This is a genomic window from Pseudomaricurvus hydrocarbonicus, from assembly GCF_011602365.1.
Taxonomy (GTDB): domain Bacteria; phylum Pseudomonadota; class Gammaproteobacteria; order Pseudomonadales; family Cellvibrionaceae; genus Pseudomaricurvus; species Pseudomaricurvus hydrocarbonicus.
Genome location: NZ_JAAONZ010000002.1, coordinates 49,390 through 64,805, shown reverse-complemented (window position 1 = coordinate 64,805; position 15,416 = coordinate 49,390). Strand labels below are relative to the sequence as shown.

14 protein-coding genes are annotated in these 15,416 nt (G+C 53.4%); 7 read left to right on the top strand and 7 right to left on the bottom strand.

Annotation, left to right across the window (positions count from 1 at the left end):
* Positions 1-179 precede the first annotated feature (179 nt).
* The 5 genes from G8770_RS02605 (at position 180) to G8770_RS02585 (ending at position 4,720) form a co-directional block, all read left to right on the top strand.
* Entirely contained in the window at positions 180-524 is a 345-nt protein-coding gene (locus G8770_RS02605) for a chaperone NapD (protein ID WP_208022009.1), read from the top strand.
* The gene (gene napA, locus G8770_RS02600; protein ID WP_167181496.1) at positions 524-3,028 is read left to right on the top strand and encodes a nitrate reductase catalytic subunit NapA; all 2,505 of its coding nucleotides are present in this window, start codon (positions 524-526) and stop codon (positions 3,026-3,028) included. Before G8770_RS02605 ends, napA begins: the two co-directional genes overlap by 1 nt.
* Positions 3,029-3,041: 13 nt before the next feature.
* Positions 3,042-3,572 carry a nitrate reductase cytochrome c-type subunit gene (locus G8770_RS02595; protein WP_243760242.1) on the top strand — a complete coding sequence of 177 codons (531 nt, stop codon included), beginning with the start codon at positions 3,042-3,044 and terminating at the stop codon, positions 3,570-3,572.
* A gap of 3 nt (positions 3,573-3,575) precedes the next feature.
* Entirely contained in the window at positions 3,576-4,295 is a 720-nt protein-coding gene (locus G8770_RS02590; protein ID WP_167181494.1) for a cytochrome c3 family protein, read from the top strand.
* 152 nt (positions 4,296-4,447) lie between these two features.
* Entirely contained in the window at positions 4,448-4,720 is a 273-nt protein-coding gene (locus tag G8770_RS02585; protein ID WP_167181492.1) for a YkgJ family cysteine cluster protein, read from the top strand.
* Positions 4,721-4,805: 85 nt separating this feature from the next.
* Here G8770_RS02585 and G8770_RS02580 read toward each other — a convergent pair whose 3' ends face one another.
* Entirely contained in the window at positions 4,806-5,450 is a 645-nt protein-coding gene (locus tag G8770_RS02580; RefSeq protein ID WP_167181490.1) for a histidine phosphatase family protein, read from the bottom strand.
* Positions 5,451-5,633: 183 nt separating this feature from the next.
* Between G8770_RS02580 and G8770_RS02575 the strand changes: the two genes are divergently transcribed.
* Both G8770_RS02575 and G8770_RS02570 read left to right on the top strand, forming a co-directional pair.
* On the top strand, positions 5,634-7,007 hold the full coding sequence (locus tag G8770_RS02575; RefSeq protein ID WP_167181488.1) for a serine hydrolase domain-containing protein: 1,374 nt from the start codon (positions 5,634-5,636) through the stop codon (positions 7,005-7,007).
* A 463-nt stretch (positions 7,008-7,470) separates the two neighbouring features.
* A complete protein-coding gene (locus tag G8770_RS02570) occupies positions 7,471-8,838 on the top strand; it encodes a class II 3-deoxy-7-phosphoheptulonate synthase (RefSeq protein WP_167181486.1) in 1,368 nt (455 codons plus the stop codon).
* Positions 8,839-9,042: 204 nt separating this feature from the next.
* Here G8770_RS02570 and G8770_RS02565 read toward each other — a convergent pair whose 3' ends face one another.
* From G8770_RS02565 to gltA, 6 genes are all read right to left on the bottom strand, one after another.
* Entirely contained in the window at positions 9,043-10,476 is a 1,434-nt protein-coding gene (locus G8770_RS02565) for an NAD(P)/FAD-dependent oxidoreductase (RefSeq protein WP_167181484.1), read from the bottom strand.
* A gap of 57 nt (positions 10,477-10,533) precedes the next feature.
* On the bottom strand, positions 10,534-11,328 hold the full coding sequence (locus G8770_RS02560) for a nuclear transport factor 2 family protein (protein WP_167181482.1): 795 nt from the start codon (positions 11,326-11,328) through the stop codon (positions 10,534-10,536).
* Positions 11,329-11,343: 15 nt separating this feature from the next.
* Positions 11,344-12,144 (bottom strand): IclR family transcriptional regulator domain-containing protein, encoded by an 801-nt coding sequence (locus tag G8770_RS02555; protein WP_167181480.1) that lies wholly within the window; start codon positions 12,142-12,144, stop codon positions 11,344-11,346.
* Positions 12,145-12,212: 68 nt separating this feature from the next.
* Entirely contained in the window at positions 12,213-12,662 is a 450-nt protein-coding gene (locus G8770_RS02550) for a PaaI family thioesterase (protein ID WP_167181478.1), read from the bottom strand.
* A 2-nt stretch (positions 12,663-12,664) separates the two neighbouring features.
* On the bottom strand, positions 12,665-13,624 hold the full coding sequence (locus G8770_RS02545; RefSeq protein WP_167181476.1) for a DMT family transporter: 960 nt from the start codon (positions 13,622-13,624) through the stop codon (positions 12,665-12,667).
* A gap of 168 nt (positions 13,625-13,792) precedes the next feature.
* The gene (gene gltA, locus G8770_RS02540) at positions 13,793-15,082 is read right to left on the bottom strand and encodes a citrate synthase (RefSeq protein WP_167181474.1); all 1,290 of its coding nucleotides are present in this window, start codon (positions 15,080-15,082) and stop codon (positions 13,793-13,795) included.
* Positions 15,083-15,416 lie beyond the last annotated feature (334 nt).

The window sequence follows — 15,416 nt, the reverse complement described above, 5'->3', positions numbered from 1 at the left end:
AACGTCACTTGCATGACGTATTTATATCTGCTCACGGTATTCACACTAATAAATAACGTTTTTAACGGGCGTGAGTAGCAGGTCATCCCAGCATAAAATTTCTTTATCTGCGAAAATTAACGACAGGGGCGTTTTAAATTCCACCTGAAACTTTAACCTGAACTTTAAGAAGCTCTTAGATGAATACTACACTTGACGTTGGCGGGCGATCGGATTTCGGGAAATTAAACCAACCGGAAATTATTGCGACAGAAAAGGTGTCTGTTCCTCTCCACATCGCCAGTCTGATTGTGCATGTGCGGAAAAATTATCTTGAGACGGTGAAACAATGGGTTGAGGCGTTTTCCTGTTCGGACATTCAGACAGAAATCCACGCGGAAAGCGAACAAGGCAAGCTGGTGGTGGTGATAGAGACGGAAGATGAAAAACATATTTTGGCTTTGATCGACACGATCGTCGAGCAGCCCGGGGTTCTGAATTCTGCTCTGGTGTATCACGAAATTATTCCGGAGGATGAAGTCTGATGACTATTTCGCGTCGTGAATTTGCCAAAGCCAATGCGGCGGCGGTGGCCGCCATCTCCATTGGCTTGCCGGTGCCGGCCAGCGCTTCCAATCTGATTACCAATCGTGATTTGACCACGCTCAAATGGGACAAGGCGCCCTGCCGGTTCTGTGGGGTGGGGTGTGGTGTGATGGTGGCCACCAAAGACAATCAGGTAGTGGCTACACACGGTGACGTTAAGGCCGAAGTTAACCGGGGTATCAACTGTGTCAAAGGGTATTTTCTGTCAAAAATCATGTACGGCAGTGATCGTTTAACGACACCGATGCTGCGCATGAGCAACGGCCAGTACGATAAGCAGGGAGATTTCACACCCATCAGCTGGGATCAGGCTTTCGATATTATGGCGGACAAGTTCAAAGAAGCCATTCGGGAAACCGGCCCTGAAAGCGTAGCGATGTTAGGCTCGGGGCAGTGGACGGTGTTTGAAGCCTACGCAGGCAGTAAATTCATGAAGGGGGGCTTGCGCAGCAACAACCTGGATCCCAATGCCAGGCACTGCATGGCTTCGGCGGTGGGTGGTTTCATGCGCACCTTTGGTATAGATGAGCCCATGGGGTGTTATGACGATATAGAGCATGCGGATGCGTTTGTGCTGTGGGGTTCCAACATGGCTGAAATGCACCCGATGCTGTGGAGCCGAGTGACGGACCGGCGCTTGTCGTTCGATCACGTAGAAGTGGTGGCCATGTCGCCGTATCAGACCCGTAGCTTTGATTTGGCGGATCTGCGCATTGTCTTCAAGCCCCAAACCGATTTGATTATTTTGAATTACATCGCCAATTACATTATCGAAAACGACAAGGTCAATCATGATTTTGTCAAAAAACATACCCGGTTTGCCCGCGGACAGGATGATATCGGTTACGGCTTGCGGCCTGAGGATCCGCGGCAAGTGAATGCCAAGGGGGCAGATAAGGCCGGGGCCTCCACAGAGATTACGTTTGAGGAATTTGCCGAGTTCGTTAAACCCTACACTCTGGAACGAACGGCCAAAGAAACCGGTGTGGCCGAAGAACGGTTGGAGCGGTTGGCCAGGATTTATGCCGATCCCAACAAAAAAGTCATGTCGTTATGGACCATGGGCTTTAACCAGCACACGCGGGGTGTGTGGGCCAATAACATGGCCTATAACCTGCATTTGCTCACCGGTAAAATTTCCGAACCCGGCAACAGCCCCTTCTCGCTGACAGGTCAACCCTCGGCCTGTGGCTCCGCCCGTGAGGTAGGAACCTTTTCTCACCGTTTGCCGGCTGACATGGTAGTGACCAATCCCGAGCACCGGGCCAAAACAGAAAAAATCTGGAAGCTCCCCGAGGGTACGATTCCCGATAAAAATGGCTTTCATGCGGTGTTGCAAAGCCGAAAGTTAAAGGATGGTGTGATCCGGGTGTATTGGACGCAGGCGTGTAACAACATTCAGGCCGGACCCAATCTGAAGCAGGAAACCCTGCCGGGCTGGCGCAATCCCAAGACGTTTGTGATTGTGTCAGATGTGTATCCGACGACATCCGCCCAGGCGGCAGATTTGATTTTACCCAGTGCCATGTGGGTTGAAAAAGAAGGCGCGTTTGGCAATGCCGAACGACGCACCCAGATGTGGCATCAGCTGGTGTCTGCCCCTGGTGAGGCGCGGTCGGATTTGTGGCAGGTGGTGGAATTTTCCAAGCGCCTGAATGTCGATGACATCTGGCCCGAAGAACTGCTGGCGAAAGCGCCGGAATTTCGCGGCAAAAATTTGTATCAGGTGTTATTTACCAACGGCAATGTCGACCAGTTTCCCTTGTCTGAAACCGCCAAGGATCAGCTGAACGACGAAGCCAAGGCTTTTGGTTTCTATCTGCAAAAGGGGTTGTTTGAGGAGTATGCGCAATTTGGCCGCGGCCATGGCCATGATCTGGCACCGTTTGAGCGATACCATCAGGAGCGTGGCTTGCGATGGCCGGTGGTGGATGGTAAGGAAACCCGTTGGCGTTTTCGTGAGGGGTACGACCCCTACGTGGAAAAGGGCAGTGGGGTTCAATTTTATGGCCATGCCGACAAGCGTGCAGTGATTTTTGCTTTGCCTTATGAGCCGCCGGCCGAATCGCCGGATGATGCATACCCTTTCTGGCTCAGCACGGGGCGGGTATTGGAACATTGGCATACCGGGAGCATGACTCAGAGAGTTCCCGAGTTGCACGCAGCGGTACCTTATGCCCTGGTGTATATGAATTATGACGATGCCACCGAACTGGGGTTTCGACGTGGCAGCGAAATCAAAGTGATCAGCCGCCGAGGTGAAATACGGGCGAGAGTGGAAACCCGGGGTCGGGTCAAGCCGCCCAAAGGCCTGGTGTTTGTCCCGTTCTTTGATGCCAATCGCTTAATCAATAAAGTCACTTTGGATGCGACCGACCCCATTTCTTTTCAGACGGATTTTAAAAAGTGCGCGGTAAAACTTGAATTGGTCAGTCTGGCGTAACAGCGGAGGATTCATGAAAATGAAATATTTTAGGATCGCGGTTTTGTCCTTCGCCGTTCTCTCTGCAAGTGTCTTGTGGGCTGAGGCAGAGACGTCATTGAATGCCTCAGCGCCGGATGGCATTCGCCCGGGTGGGACACTGGCTGATGAAACCAAAGCGCCGGATATCCCGGAGACTGTCACGCCGATTAAAAAGCCTATGCGTAACTACCCCGATCAACCGCCGACGATTCCACATTCGGTGGAAGGGTATCAAGTCGACCGAAATTATAATCAGTGCCTGAGTTGTCACAGTCGCGCCCGCAGCCCCGATACCGGCGCCCCGATGGTCAGTATTACCCACTATCTGGACCGTGACCATCAGGCTTTAGCCGCCGTGTCACCCCGTCGATATTTCTGTGTTCAGTGCCATGTGCCTCAGCATGCTGTTGAACCGGTGACCAGCAGTAATTTTCAGGGGATTGAAAAAGTACTGGAAGAGAGTCTAAACAGGGAAGTGAACCAGTCAGAAAATCATAACAATGGGATGAAGGCGGCGGAGTAAACCATGCTGAAATTTCTCAAAGAGTACTGGCGGGTTTTTAATCGGCCATCGGCCTATATTGGCCTTGGCACACTCAGCCTGGGGGGCTTTCTGGCCGGAATTATTTTTTGGGGCGGTTTTAACACGGCAATGGAATTTACCAATACTGAAGCGTTTTGTATCGGTTGTCATGAAATGAAAGACAACCCCTATCGAGAGATTACTTCCACCATTCATTACACGAACCGCTCGGGCGTGCGGGCCATCTGTTCGGATTGCCACGTGCCGCATAAGTGGACCGATAAAATTGCCCGCAAAATGCAGGCCTCCAAAGAAGTCTGGGGCAAGGTCTTTGGAACCATCAATACCCGGGATAAATTTCTTGAAAAACGTCGACATCTTGCCGAGCGTGAATGGCGCCGTTTAAAAGCCAACGATTCTCTGGAGTGCCGAAACTGTCATGACTTTGAATTTATGGATTTTACGGCTCAGTCTCCTCGGGCAAAAGCCATGCACTCCACGGAACTGGCTGGCGGAGATAAGACCTGTATCGATTGTCACAAGGGGATTGCTCATGACCTGCCGGACATGGAAGGTGTGCCAATCGGTTCTGCCTATCCTGGGCGTGAGGTAGATCCAGAGCCTGGCTGGCATTCTGCAGGGCAAGCGGTGAATACCGATTTGCCGCTGGAACCGTGGCAGTTGTTTCTGGCTGAAAAATTTCAAGTGGCGCTCAAGCCTTAGAACTGCGCCCAAACCATAGAGCTGGGTTCTCGTTGCTAAAGGTGATAGGGTGCGCACAGGCTCTGGGTTCTGGCCCCGTTGATTACTGAGAGTCCGTGTTATCGCTGAACACTCCTGTTATCACTGAGAATCCATTAATCATCGAGAGCCCCATGAAGTGTCGCTCAAACTGCGGTATGTGCTGTATCGCGCCTTCCATTATTCAAGCCATTCCGGGCATGCCGCAGGGCAAGAAAGCCGGTGAAATGTGCGTGAATATGGACCCGGAAGATTTTTCCTGTGGTATTTGGGGGCAGGAAAACTATCCGGCATTTTGTCACAGTTTTCAGCCTGAAGAGGCCTTTTGCGGTCATTCCCAGGACGAGGCAGAGCAGATTCTCACCTTAATGGAAGCGGAAACGCATCCGGAATTTGGTCGTACATGAACCCCCTTTCCCCGCGCAACTTTCAGTCCCGGGCCTCAGTAACGCACGCTTAAGGCCAGTCCCTGATTTTCAGCCGTATCTTTAGTTAATCCTCCAGGCACTGCAAGTGCTCGGTGTGGTTAAACACCGGTAAACTTTTGCTGCGCAGGCAGAGCTCGGAAATCCCCGTATTGTTCATGCTGTAATTGAGCCATTGGGTGGTGTCGCTGTGAAGGTAGTGGGCCAGGGCGATGGCAATGGCGACTCCGTGTGAGACCACCACCACATTGGCTCCGGCATATTGTTGCAGTATGTCTTCGATCGCCTCAACCATGCGCTGACGGACGGAGTTTTGTGAATCGCCGTTGGGAGGGGTGAAGTCGGGCTCATCCTTAAGCCGAGCGGCAACCCCCATTTTTTCCTGCAGGTCATCAAACGAGGTATCTTCCCAGTCACCCAGGTGAAATTCCATCAATCTGGGATCCAGTTGCACCGGCAGCTGGTGCTGGTCCGCGATAGCCTGGGCGGTGTGACGGGTTCGCTGCAGCGGGCTGGCGATGATGATGTCCGGTTGCATGAACTGGTGAAAAGACTTTCCCAGATAGGCTGCCTGCTCTTGCCCCCGCGGTGTCAGGGCGGTATCGGTCTGGCCGTGCCACACCCGTCTGACATTGGCAAAGGTTTCCGCGTGACGGACAAACGCCAGACGGGGAAAAGCAGTGGGGGTCTTCGAGGACGTAAAGTCGGACATCGAAACAGCTCTCTGTAATGTGAGGATGCTTTAATTCTACACGCGGCCAAGGTATCGGCAACACCCCGGTCTTCCAGAGAAGGTTTTCCGGGCGGAGTTGGCAATCGCGTACCTTTCCGATGGTATCATGGGGGCTAAGTGCAGAGTGGTAATGAAATAATAACTAAGGGTATTTGTGTGAGTATGGTTAAAAAATCTGTGGTAGGTATTGCAACGGGGCTGATGGTCTTGCTGGCAGTGGGGGCGGGGCAGGGGATAACACCGACGTATTTGAGCAATGCCCCGGCCATGTTGACGGGCATGGGTGCAAAGTTAGCCTGCTCGGGGCGCTATGTGTCCAGGTTATCCGAAGAGCAGGCGTTTACCGATCTGCAGTCGTATTCCGGCGTGTTGGCCTTGTTGGATCTCAGTTTCGATGACGCTCACAAGAGCGTTCGTGCGGACTTTTTAGGTCTGGAGACCGCAGAGGCGCAGTATCGGCCGGGCTTGGGGTGTAGCCTGAATATCGGCAAGACCGCAATGCTGGATCAAGCGGTGTTGAAGACCACGTCACGCCGGGCGGAAGACTGGCCCGCAGGGGATGGTGCCAGCAACATTAATCCGCAGCTGCAGGCACGCCTGGGGGCATTGCTGCAGGCGGATAATGAACAAGGCCTGCAGACCCGTGCGCTGTTGGTCGTGCAAAACGGCCAATTGATCGCTGAAAGTTATGCCCCGGGGGTTGGCCAACAGACCCCGTTACTGGGTTGGTCCATGGCCAAAAGTGTGACGGCATTAATGATTGGTCATTTGGAAATGACTGGAAAACTGAATCCTGATCAAGTCCCGGTGTTTGAAGACTGGAGTGCCGATGAACGGCGACATATCGAGCTTCAGGATCTGTTGCACATGTCCAGCGGACTGGATTTCCCCGAGGTCTATGAACCGGGGGCGGGCGCCACCGACATGTTGTTTGTCGCGCACCGGGGGTCTGATCTGCCTCTGGCTGCAGATCTGGTGCATCCACCGGGCAGTGTGTTTGAGTACTCCTCGGGTACCACCAACCTGTTGTCTCGTCTCATCTTCAATCTCAGTGGGGGCACACTGCAAAGCAACCTGGACTGGTTACAGCACCGTCTCATGTCGCCTCTGGGGCTGCACGACTTTGTGTTTGAGCCTGACCCCAGCGGCATTCTGGTGGGCAGTTCTTACCTGTATGCCAGCGCCCGGGACTGGGCGCGTATTGGTCAGCTGATGCTCAATCAGGGTGAGCTGAACGGTCATCGGCTGGTGACCCGGGAGTGGGTTGCCAGAGCGGTAGAACCGAACGCGACCGGGAACAAGAAAAGCTACGGCTACCAGTTCTGGTTGAATCGGGGCGACGATACGCCTCGCTGGGCCGACTTGCCTGCTGACAGCTTTGCTGCGTTGGGAAACCGTAAGCAAGTGGTGATGGTGGTGCCAGAGGCCAACGCTGTGATTGTGAGGTTGGGATGGACTACGGGGGAATATCCCACAAGTCAAAATATGGCCGAAATACTGTCGTGGCTGCCGGAGTCAAAAATGGCAGCTCAATAGCCTGGTCGAAGGATGTCCGGTAAACGCTCAGGGCTGTTAGTTTGTTCGCTGGGGGTCGCTCAGGGCGTTATTTAAAACCGCTCAAGGCTGTTATTTAAAACCGCTCAGGGCTGTTATTTAAAACCGCTCAGGGCTGTTAGTTGAGGTCGCTCAGGGCTGTCCTCGCGGCGGATAAAACCATTAAACCGGATCTCAGGCGAAACTATCAAATGGATAGGTATTCCATGCTGGGGTGGACCTGAGCGCTGAGTTATAATGCACTCATTCAGGTGCTTGCGGTGGGATTTACAAGATTGTTGTACGGCACCAGGGTTGTGATCACAAGAACGGTTTTTTGATCGTCGCAAAGGCCTGGGCAATTGGCTGGCAGGTGCCAAACCGACATCACAGGTCATATGGGGCTAGGTAAGACGAGCCGGGTAAAAAACGGTATGGCAAAAACAGCAGTAGTGAAGGTGTAAAAATGGAAAAGGCACAAGCAAGTTCAGCGACGTCCGCACAGTGGGCACCCAGCAGTTGGAGAACCAAAACGGCTCATCAGCAGCCTCGTTACGAGGACCCCATGGCCTTGGCCGATGTCGAATCCCAGCTGGCAACCTTGCCACCGCTGGTGTTTGCAGAAGAGACCCGTCAGTTGCGTCGTCAACTGGCTCAGGTGGCTCAGGGAAATGCCTTTTTGTTGCAGGGCGGCGATTGCGCCGAAAGCTTTGTGGATTTTTCAGCGGACAGCATTCGCGATACCTTCAAAGTGATTTTGCAAATGGCGATTGTGCTGACCTATGCCGGGCGTAAGCCGGTAGTCAAAGTGGGGCGCATCGCCGGACAGTTTGCCAAGCCGCGCTCGTCGGACGTCGAGGTCCGTGACGGCCTAGAATTGCCGAGCTTTCGCGGGGACATCGTGAATGGCTCTGAGTTCACGCCCGACGCCCGGGAAGTGGACCCGCAAAGAATGTTGCGGGCTTATCATCAATCCACCGCCACACTGAACCTGTTGCGAGCCTTTGCACACGGTGGTTTGGCGGATCTGCATCAGGTCAACGGCTGGAATCTGGGGTTTGTGTCGGGACACGAGAGCTGTGAGCAGTATCAGGCACTGGCTCACGAAATTCGCGATGCCCTGTCGTTCATGGAGGTGTTGGGGATAAACAGTGACAACACCCCCGTGCTGCGGGAAACGGACCTCTATACGTCTCATGAAGCCCTGTTGCTAAACTATGAAGAGGCTTTAACCCGTCGTGACAGCCTCAGCGGCCAGTGGTATAACTGCGCGGCGCACATGTTGTGGATCGGCGAGCGCACGCGTCAGTTGGATGCTGCACATGTCGAGTACATGCGAGGCATTCACAACCCCATTGGGGTGAAAATCGGACCCTCTATTACCCCCAGTGAATTGCTGTCGTTGATTGAGGCATTGAATCCCAACAACGAGGCGGGTCGTTTAACACTGATCACCCGCATGGGGGCTGATACCCTGGGCGAAAAATTGCCGGCACTGGCCCGTGCGGTGACGGAAGAAGGTTGCCAGGTGGTTTGGTCGAGTGACCCTATGCATGGCAACACCGTGAAAGCGGGCAATGGATTCAAAACCCGCTCCTTCGATCGGATTTTGTTGGAAATCCAGCAGTTTTTTGGGGTTTTGCGAGCCGAAGGCGCCCATCCGGGGGGGATTCACCTGGAGATGACCGGGCAGCGGGTCACTGAGTGTGTGGGCGGCTCCTATCGCGTATCGGAGGGGGATCTGGCGAAGCGCTATGAGACACAATGCGACCCTCGCTTAAACGCCGATCAGGTGCTGGAGATGGCGTTTAACGTCTCTGAATTACTGCGTTAGATCGCTGTCGTTGCAGAATCATTATTGAACCAAAAGGGATTGCAGAGGTGTCTGCAATCCCTTTTTTTGTGAGGTGCGGATGAGCGTTAATCACCAGCACAAACCGGCTCAAAAGTCTAAAGTCTGTCGAAACTAGAAACTAGAAACTAGAAACTAGAAACTAGAAACTAGAAACTAGAAACTAGAAACTAGTAACTCGGAACTCTAAAGCACCCGACTGGCCAGCCCTGCGGCCCGATGAATCATTTTCCGTTTCCAGGGGGCACTGTCGGGGTCGCTGAGAATAGATTCTTCCCGCGAGAAGGTGGACAGTATGCTTTTGTACGCCAACCAGCGAAACGGTTCCGGCTCCCAGCGTCGCAGGGTCTTTTCCAGTGTGTTGTGGTGAGCCCAGGGCATTTGGGTGAGCTCCGTGTCTTTGTTTAAAATGAGATCCGCCAGGGTGCGCGCCATGAGATTCGAGGCGCCGACACCTTCACCGGCATAGCCGCCGATGCTGCCAATCCCCGTTCGAGTGTCAAACAGGGCGTGAGGCTGCTTGACCCTTGGCATGCCTAACGTGCCTCCCCAGCAGTGGGTGACCGGGGTGTTGCCCAACATCGGGAAAAACTCTTTCATCAATGTAGCGATGGTCGCAAACACCTGCTGATTGTCCTGGAAGGTGCTTTTGGGTTTGCCGCCAAATTGATAGGTGCCTCGCGAACCAAACACCAGACGGTTATCCGCCGTGCGCTGGGCGTAGGTCACCAGCCGGCAGGCGTCGTTGACGAGCTCGTGATTGCGCATGCCGATGTCTTGCCACTGTGAGTCACTTAACGGCTCTGTGGCGACGATTAGGCTCTGGATGGGGAGGATATAACGCCGCAGGTGTTCAAGCTCGTAGCTGAAGCCTTCTACACAGGGAAGAATAATGTCTGCCTGTACTACCCCCTTGGGGGTGACGAGTTGGCCACTCTTACCGTTGGGTGGCAGTAGCTTGGTGACCGTGGTGTGTTCATAAATACTCACACCTAAACGCTCCACCGCCTTGGCCAGTCCGTTGACTAATTTGGCCGGATGAATGCGTGCCGCGTGGGGCGAAAAGATGCCACCGTAGGTGTTGTGTATGTTGACCCGAGACTGCATGTCGCTGTGATCAAGCCAGCAATAATCGTGTTCGGAGTGACCTTCGGCGTGCAGCTGTTGGAGTTGATTCCGTACGATGGGCAGTTGTTCCGGATAGCGGGCGGCAACACTCAGCCAGCCGCCGTGGGCAAAGTCACAGTCAATCTGTTCTTTATCAAAGACGCGTTTGGCTTCATCCACAATGCCGTGAATACACGCGTGTGCCCGCGGTTTGTCTGAGGGGGACAGTGATCTCAGCAGGTGGTGTTCACCTTCTACGCTGCCCATCAGCCAGCCGCCATTGCGCCCGGATGCACCGAAGCCCACCTGATTGGCTTCGAGGATAGCGATCTTCAGGTTCGGCGCCTGCTGTTTGAGGTAGTAGGCCGTCCAGAGACCGCTGTAGCCGGCGCCAATGATGGCGATATCGACCTCAAGGTTTTGAGTCAGTGAAAGACGAGTCACTGTTTCAGGCTCAATTTGAGACATCCATAAGCTGATGTCTGGGCAATGCAGCGGTTGGCTTGGGGACATGGTGCACCGTATAACAGGAGGTAGAAGCAACAGCATAGGCCGTTGCCTGAGCATTGGCTATGCTGGCGGGACCGGCCGAAATTTATGAGCGCCAGGCTTGTGTGGCTTAGCGGCTTTAAAATACTTGCCCGGTGTTTGTCCGGTGTGACGTTTGAAAAACTTATAGAACGTGGACATGGAGCTGAAACCGGTGGAATAGGCGGCCTCGGTGAGGTTAACGCCTTGCAGTTCCCGCTCCAGGAAGTGTACAACCCTGGCTGAATTGATGTAGTCGTAGAAGCTTTGGCCTATGTGCTGGTTGAGCACAAAGGAAATTTGATTGCGGGTGTAACCCAGATTTTCGGCAACATCCGCCAAGGTCAATTGTGGGTCCAAAAAAGGCTTTTGTTGCTGGAAATAATCAGCCATTTCATCGGCCAGGATCTGGCAGCGTTCGTCATTGAGTCCAAGGCGTTGTAAGGTCCCTGTGGTCTGCTCTGCTGCCGCTTCCTGAATCAGCGAAGCGTATTCGTTGATGCGAATGATCTTGTGGTTGCGGACCGTAATCGCTTCAGCATTTTGATAGGTCAGCACCCGCCCATCGCTTTGTTCGCGGGTATAGGTGTATTGCAGGAAGGCGGTATCGCCGTCCGCCCGGATACGATCATTGTGGCGGATGGCGCTGGCTTTGCTGCGTGGCAAACTCAACTCGATGTAATCTCGTAGCTCTTCGAGCGGAATCCGCACATTCGCAAAGTAATCATAGTATTCGATATCGGGCGAGTAGAGTGCCAGGATGCCTTCAATGTCATGGGCTTTCCAGCATTCGTGGTATTGCTGAACGATCTGGCGAGTTGCTGCAGTCGTGCTCATGTTGCTTCACTCAGCTTAATATCGAACCAGCGTGGCTTCGATGTTTCGGACCATGTTTTTCAATTGCGGAGCGACTTCTTTTTCCAGAAAGTCTCTGGACAGCCGGTACGCAGGGCCGCCGGCGTTGAAGCAAAAAATGGTGTTTTTCCCCAGTGTCAGCGGCACAGAGACGCCATTGACGTCCGGGTCCCAGTCGCCGTAGGAATAACAAAAACCTCGTTGCCGGTAGTTTTCGATATTCTCCAGAATGCCCTGTTTGACTTTGGGCCAGTTGGCGCCTTGTTTCTGTTCAATGTGTTTGAAGAAAAATTCACGTTCTTCGTCGGGCAGGGCGGCTAAATACGCCCTGCCGGCAGACCCGGTCGACAGGGGCACTCGGTCACCGACTTCATGGCGAAACGCCATCACGTTGGTGGGCGAGCAGTATTCGACGTAGATCATTTTGAGTCGGTCGCGATCCGCCAAGCCGACAGACGTGCCGGTATTGTTGGCCAGCTCCTGCATCAGGGGTTTGGCAACCTGGCGAATCGCCAGGTTGGAGACGAAAGCATAGCCGAGAGCCAGCACGCCACTGCCCAACTGGTATTTTTCCATGCGCTCAGAGTAGGTCAGGTAGCCCAACTGGGTCAGTGTGTAAGTGATACGGGAAACACTGGACTTGGGCAGCCCGGTTCGCTGAGATATCTCCTGGTTGCCCAGAAAACCGTCTCCGGGAAGAAAAGCACGTAACACATCGAGCCCGCGAGCCAGGGCTTCGATGAACTTACGGTCGGCTTCGTCCCCTTTTTTACGGGGCAGTCCTGGTATGTCCAGCACAGCGGTCTCCTTTTGTGGTTAACAAGATGAGGTTGGTAGTATGCCGTTAACGGGTCGTGGTGAGTGCATTAGGTTGAAACCAGGTGATTCCAGTCTTCCAGGCTCATACCTTCCGGATCCTCTGAGCCTTTACGGTATTTGAAGACGGCGTGGGCAGTGGCTAACAACGTACCTTCAGCGTCGTAGACTTCCGCGCTGCCGTGAAAAATTTTATAGCCAGCGCTGACAATACGACCAATGGCGTGAAGTTTTGAGCTTTTGGCCTGGCCGACAAAGTTTGTGTTCATTGACAGGGTCAAGGCACGACGAACCCGGTTGGGTTTTGCGCAATAAATACCCGGCATTGAGCAGGCCACATCCAGCAGGCTGCAGAGGAAGCCGCCGTGGGGAATGCCATGAGTGTTGTTGTGCTCTGGCTTTGCGTCAACGTCAATTCTCACGTGGCCGTTTTTCCACTCAGTGACCTGAAAGCCCAGCAGCTTGTTGAATGGAGGTTCAACCACTTGGTTTACGTCCATAGTTATTCTCCTTGGTTGATCGGAGCCGCATTTTTATTGGCGGAGCTCCCTAAATACACAGTAAAAACACCGGCGGAGATTACAATCGCAATCCCTAGAAATGACATGCCAGAGGGCACGTGCCCCCAAATTACCCAGCCCAGAAAGCCGGCAAATACGACCGAAAAATAGCTGATAGGGGATACGATGCTGGGTTTGGCGCTAGTGTAGGCTTTGGTATAGAGCCACATGGCCAGGAAAATGGATAAGCCGATGTAGAGCAGGTAAGGCCACAGGGCAACGGGAATTGGCTGCCAGTTGGCGATGGCCAGCGGCAAACTCAGCACAAATGAGAGTGCAAAATAATAAAACATGATTTTGCCGCTGCTGTCATGTTGAGACAGCAAGCGGGTACCGACCATGGAAATGGCCAGTGTTAAACCAGAAGCCAATCCTGCAAGGTAGGCCCAATCGAGCCCATGTCGCGATGGACTGAGCGGTTGTCCAGAAGGGCTGAGGCCCTGTCCGGTAGGACTGATACTGGGCTCAGAGCCAAAATGTAAGATGATCGCAATGCCCACAAAACCAAGAATCAAGGGTATCCAGCGGTTAGCGGGTACATACAGCCCCGCCCAGGCCCACACCACCAAGGGCACAAATAGCGGGGCGGTATTTCTGAGCAGGGTGGCGTCAACCAGTGGGATAGAGCCCATGGCGGTGTAAAACGCAAAGAAACTGAGCCAGCCGCCCAGGCCGCGGATCAGGTGGGTTTTCCAGTGGACGCTGGCCCAGGAGCGCACACCTTGCTTCAGCATTCGCGGCAAGATGACCCCCAGGCAGATGCTGAATTGAACGAAGACGATCATGGGCGAGTTGAGGTTTTCGGCGATCAGTTTCCCGGCTGCACCGGCGGTGCTGCCGACCATGGCGGTCGCCAGAGCAAAGGCGATGCCTCTTTGGGTGCTGTCAGTGGTGTTGCTCATAATCAGCCTTAAATTCTGCCAGGCGGAATTGTATACTGAAAACGGGTTTTGAGCGAGCGATCAGGGGGTGTTTTAGGAGGGTGAAAATTGACAGGATGGGCACAAAAAAGGCCGCTAAGCGGCCTTTTTTGAGTGCTGCTGAAGCTTAACGCGCTTCAATAGGCACGCTTAACGCTCTTCAATAGGCACATAGTCGCGAGGCGTGTAGCCAGTGTACAGCTGACGCGGACGGCCGATCTTGTAAGGGCTACTGATCATTTCGTGCCAGTGGGCGATCCAGCCAACAGTGCGTCCAGTTGCGAAGATCACAGTGAACATATCGGTCGGGATGCCAATGGCTTTCATGATGATGCCGGAGTAGAAATCAACGTTCGGGTAGAGCTTCTTCTCAATGAAGTAGTCATCTTCCAGTGCGATCTGCTCCAGACGCTTGGCAATTGCCAGCAGTGGGTCGTTTTCAAGGCCCAGTTCTTTCAGCACTTCGTCACAGGTCTCTTTCATCACTTTGGCGCGAGGGTCAAAGTTCTTGTAGACGCGGTGACCGAAGCCCATCAGGCGGAACGGGTCATTCTTGTCTTTCGCTTTGGCAACAAACTTGTCGATGTTGTCGACAGAGCCAATTTCTTCCAGCATGTTCAGAACAGCTTCGTTGGCACCGCCGTGGGCAGGTCCCCACAGAGTCGCAATGCCTGCAGCAATACAGGCAAATGGGTTGGCACCAGAGGAGCCAGCCAGACGAACGGTAGAGGTGGAGGCATTTTGCTCATGGTCGGCGTGCAGCAGGAAGATCTTGTCCATGGCGCGGGCCAGAACCGGGTTCACTTCAGGGTCATCGCAAGGGGTACCGAACATCATGTGCAGGAAGTTCTCTGAGTAAGAGAGCTTGTTGCTGGGGTACATGAACGGCTGACCTACATGATGTTTGTGGCACATGGCTGCCAACGTCGGCATCTTGGCAATCAAGCGATGCGCAGAGATTTTGCGGTGCTCTTCGTTGTTGATGTCCAGAGAGTCGTGATAGAAAGAGGACAGGGCCCCAACTACGCCACACATGATGGCCATTGGGTGAGCGTCGCTGCGGAAGCCGCGGAAAAAGCGAGCAATGTTCTCATGCACCATGGTGTGGTTGGTGATGATGCTGACAAACTCTTCTTTCTGGGAGGCGGTAGGTAATTCGCCATTCAGCAGCAGGTAGCAGGTTTCCAGGTAGTCCGATTCTTTAGCCAGCTGCTCAATAGGGTAGCCGCCGTGCAAGAGAACACCCTTGCCGCCGTCGATATAAGTCAGCTTGGATTCGCAGGCTGCGGTAGACATAAAGCCCGGGTCGTAAGTGAAGTAACCGTTACCTGTCAGGCTGGTGACGTCAATGACGTCTGGACCGGTGCTGCCAGAGTAAATCGGTAGTTCGATGGGGGTATCCAAACCGTCGACCGAAAGGTGCGCTTTCTTATCAGTCATTACGGACTCCTGTAGTAAATAATGTGTATACAGTTCCGGATCTCTTACCGTTGGAAGAGTAGTCGAAAACGGAATGCGAGGCGGAGCACACTATAAGGTGCCAACTAAGATTGTCAATTGAAAAAAGTCTACAAAATGCCAGACATCCCTAAAGATAGCCCATATTTATTCTAAATGGTGCTTAAATAACGCCAAATCAATAGAAGTGTTCCTTTCTGGTGCGGACTGCGTGATGGTGCTTTAGCTTGGTGCAATTGTTTGAATGTTGGTCTTTTGGATGCTTTAAGCGTCAGCAGGAGGGGGCGTTGATAAAAATAGCTGATGAGTAAGTGAC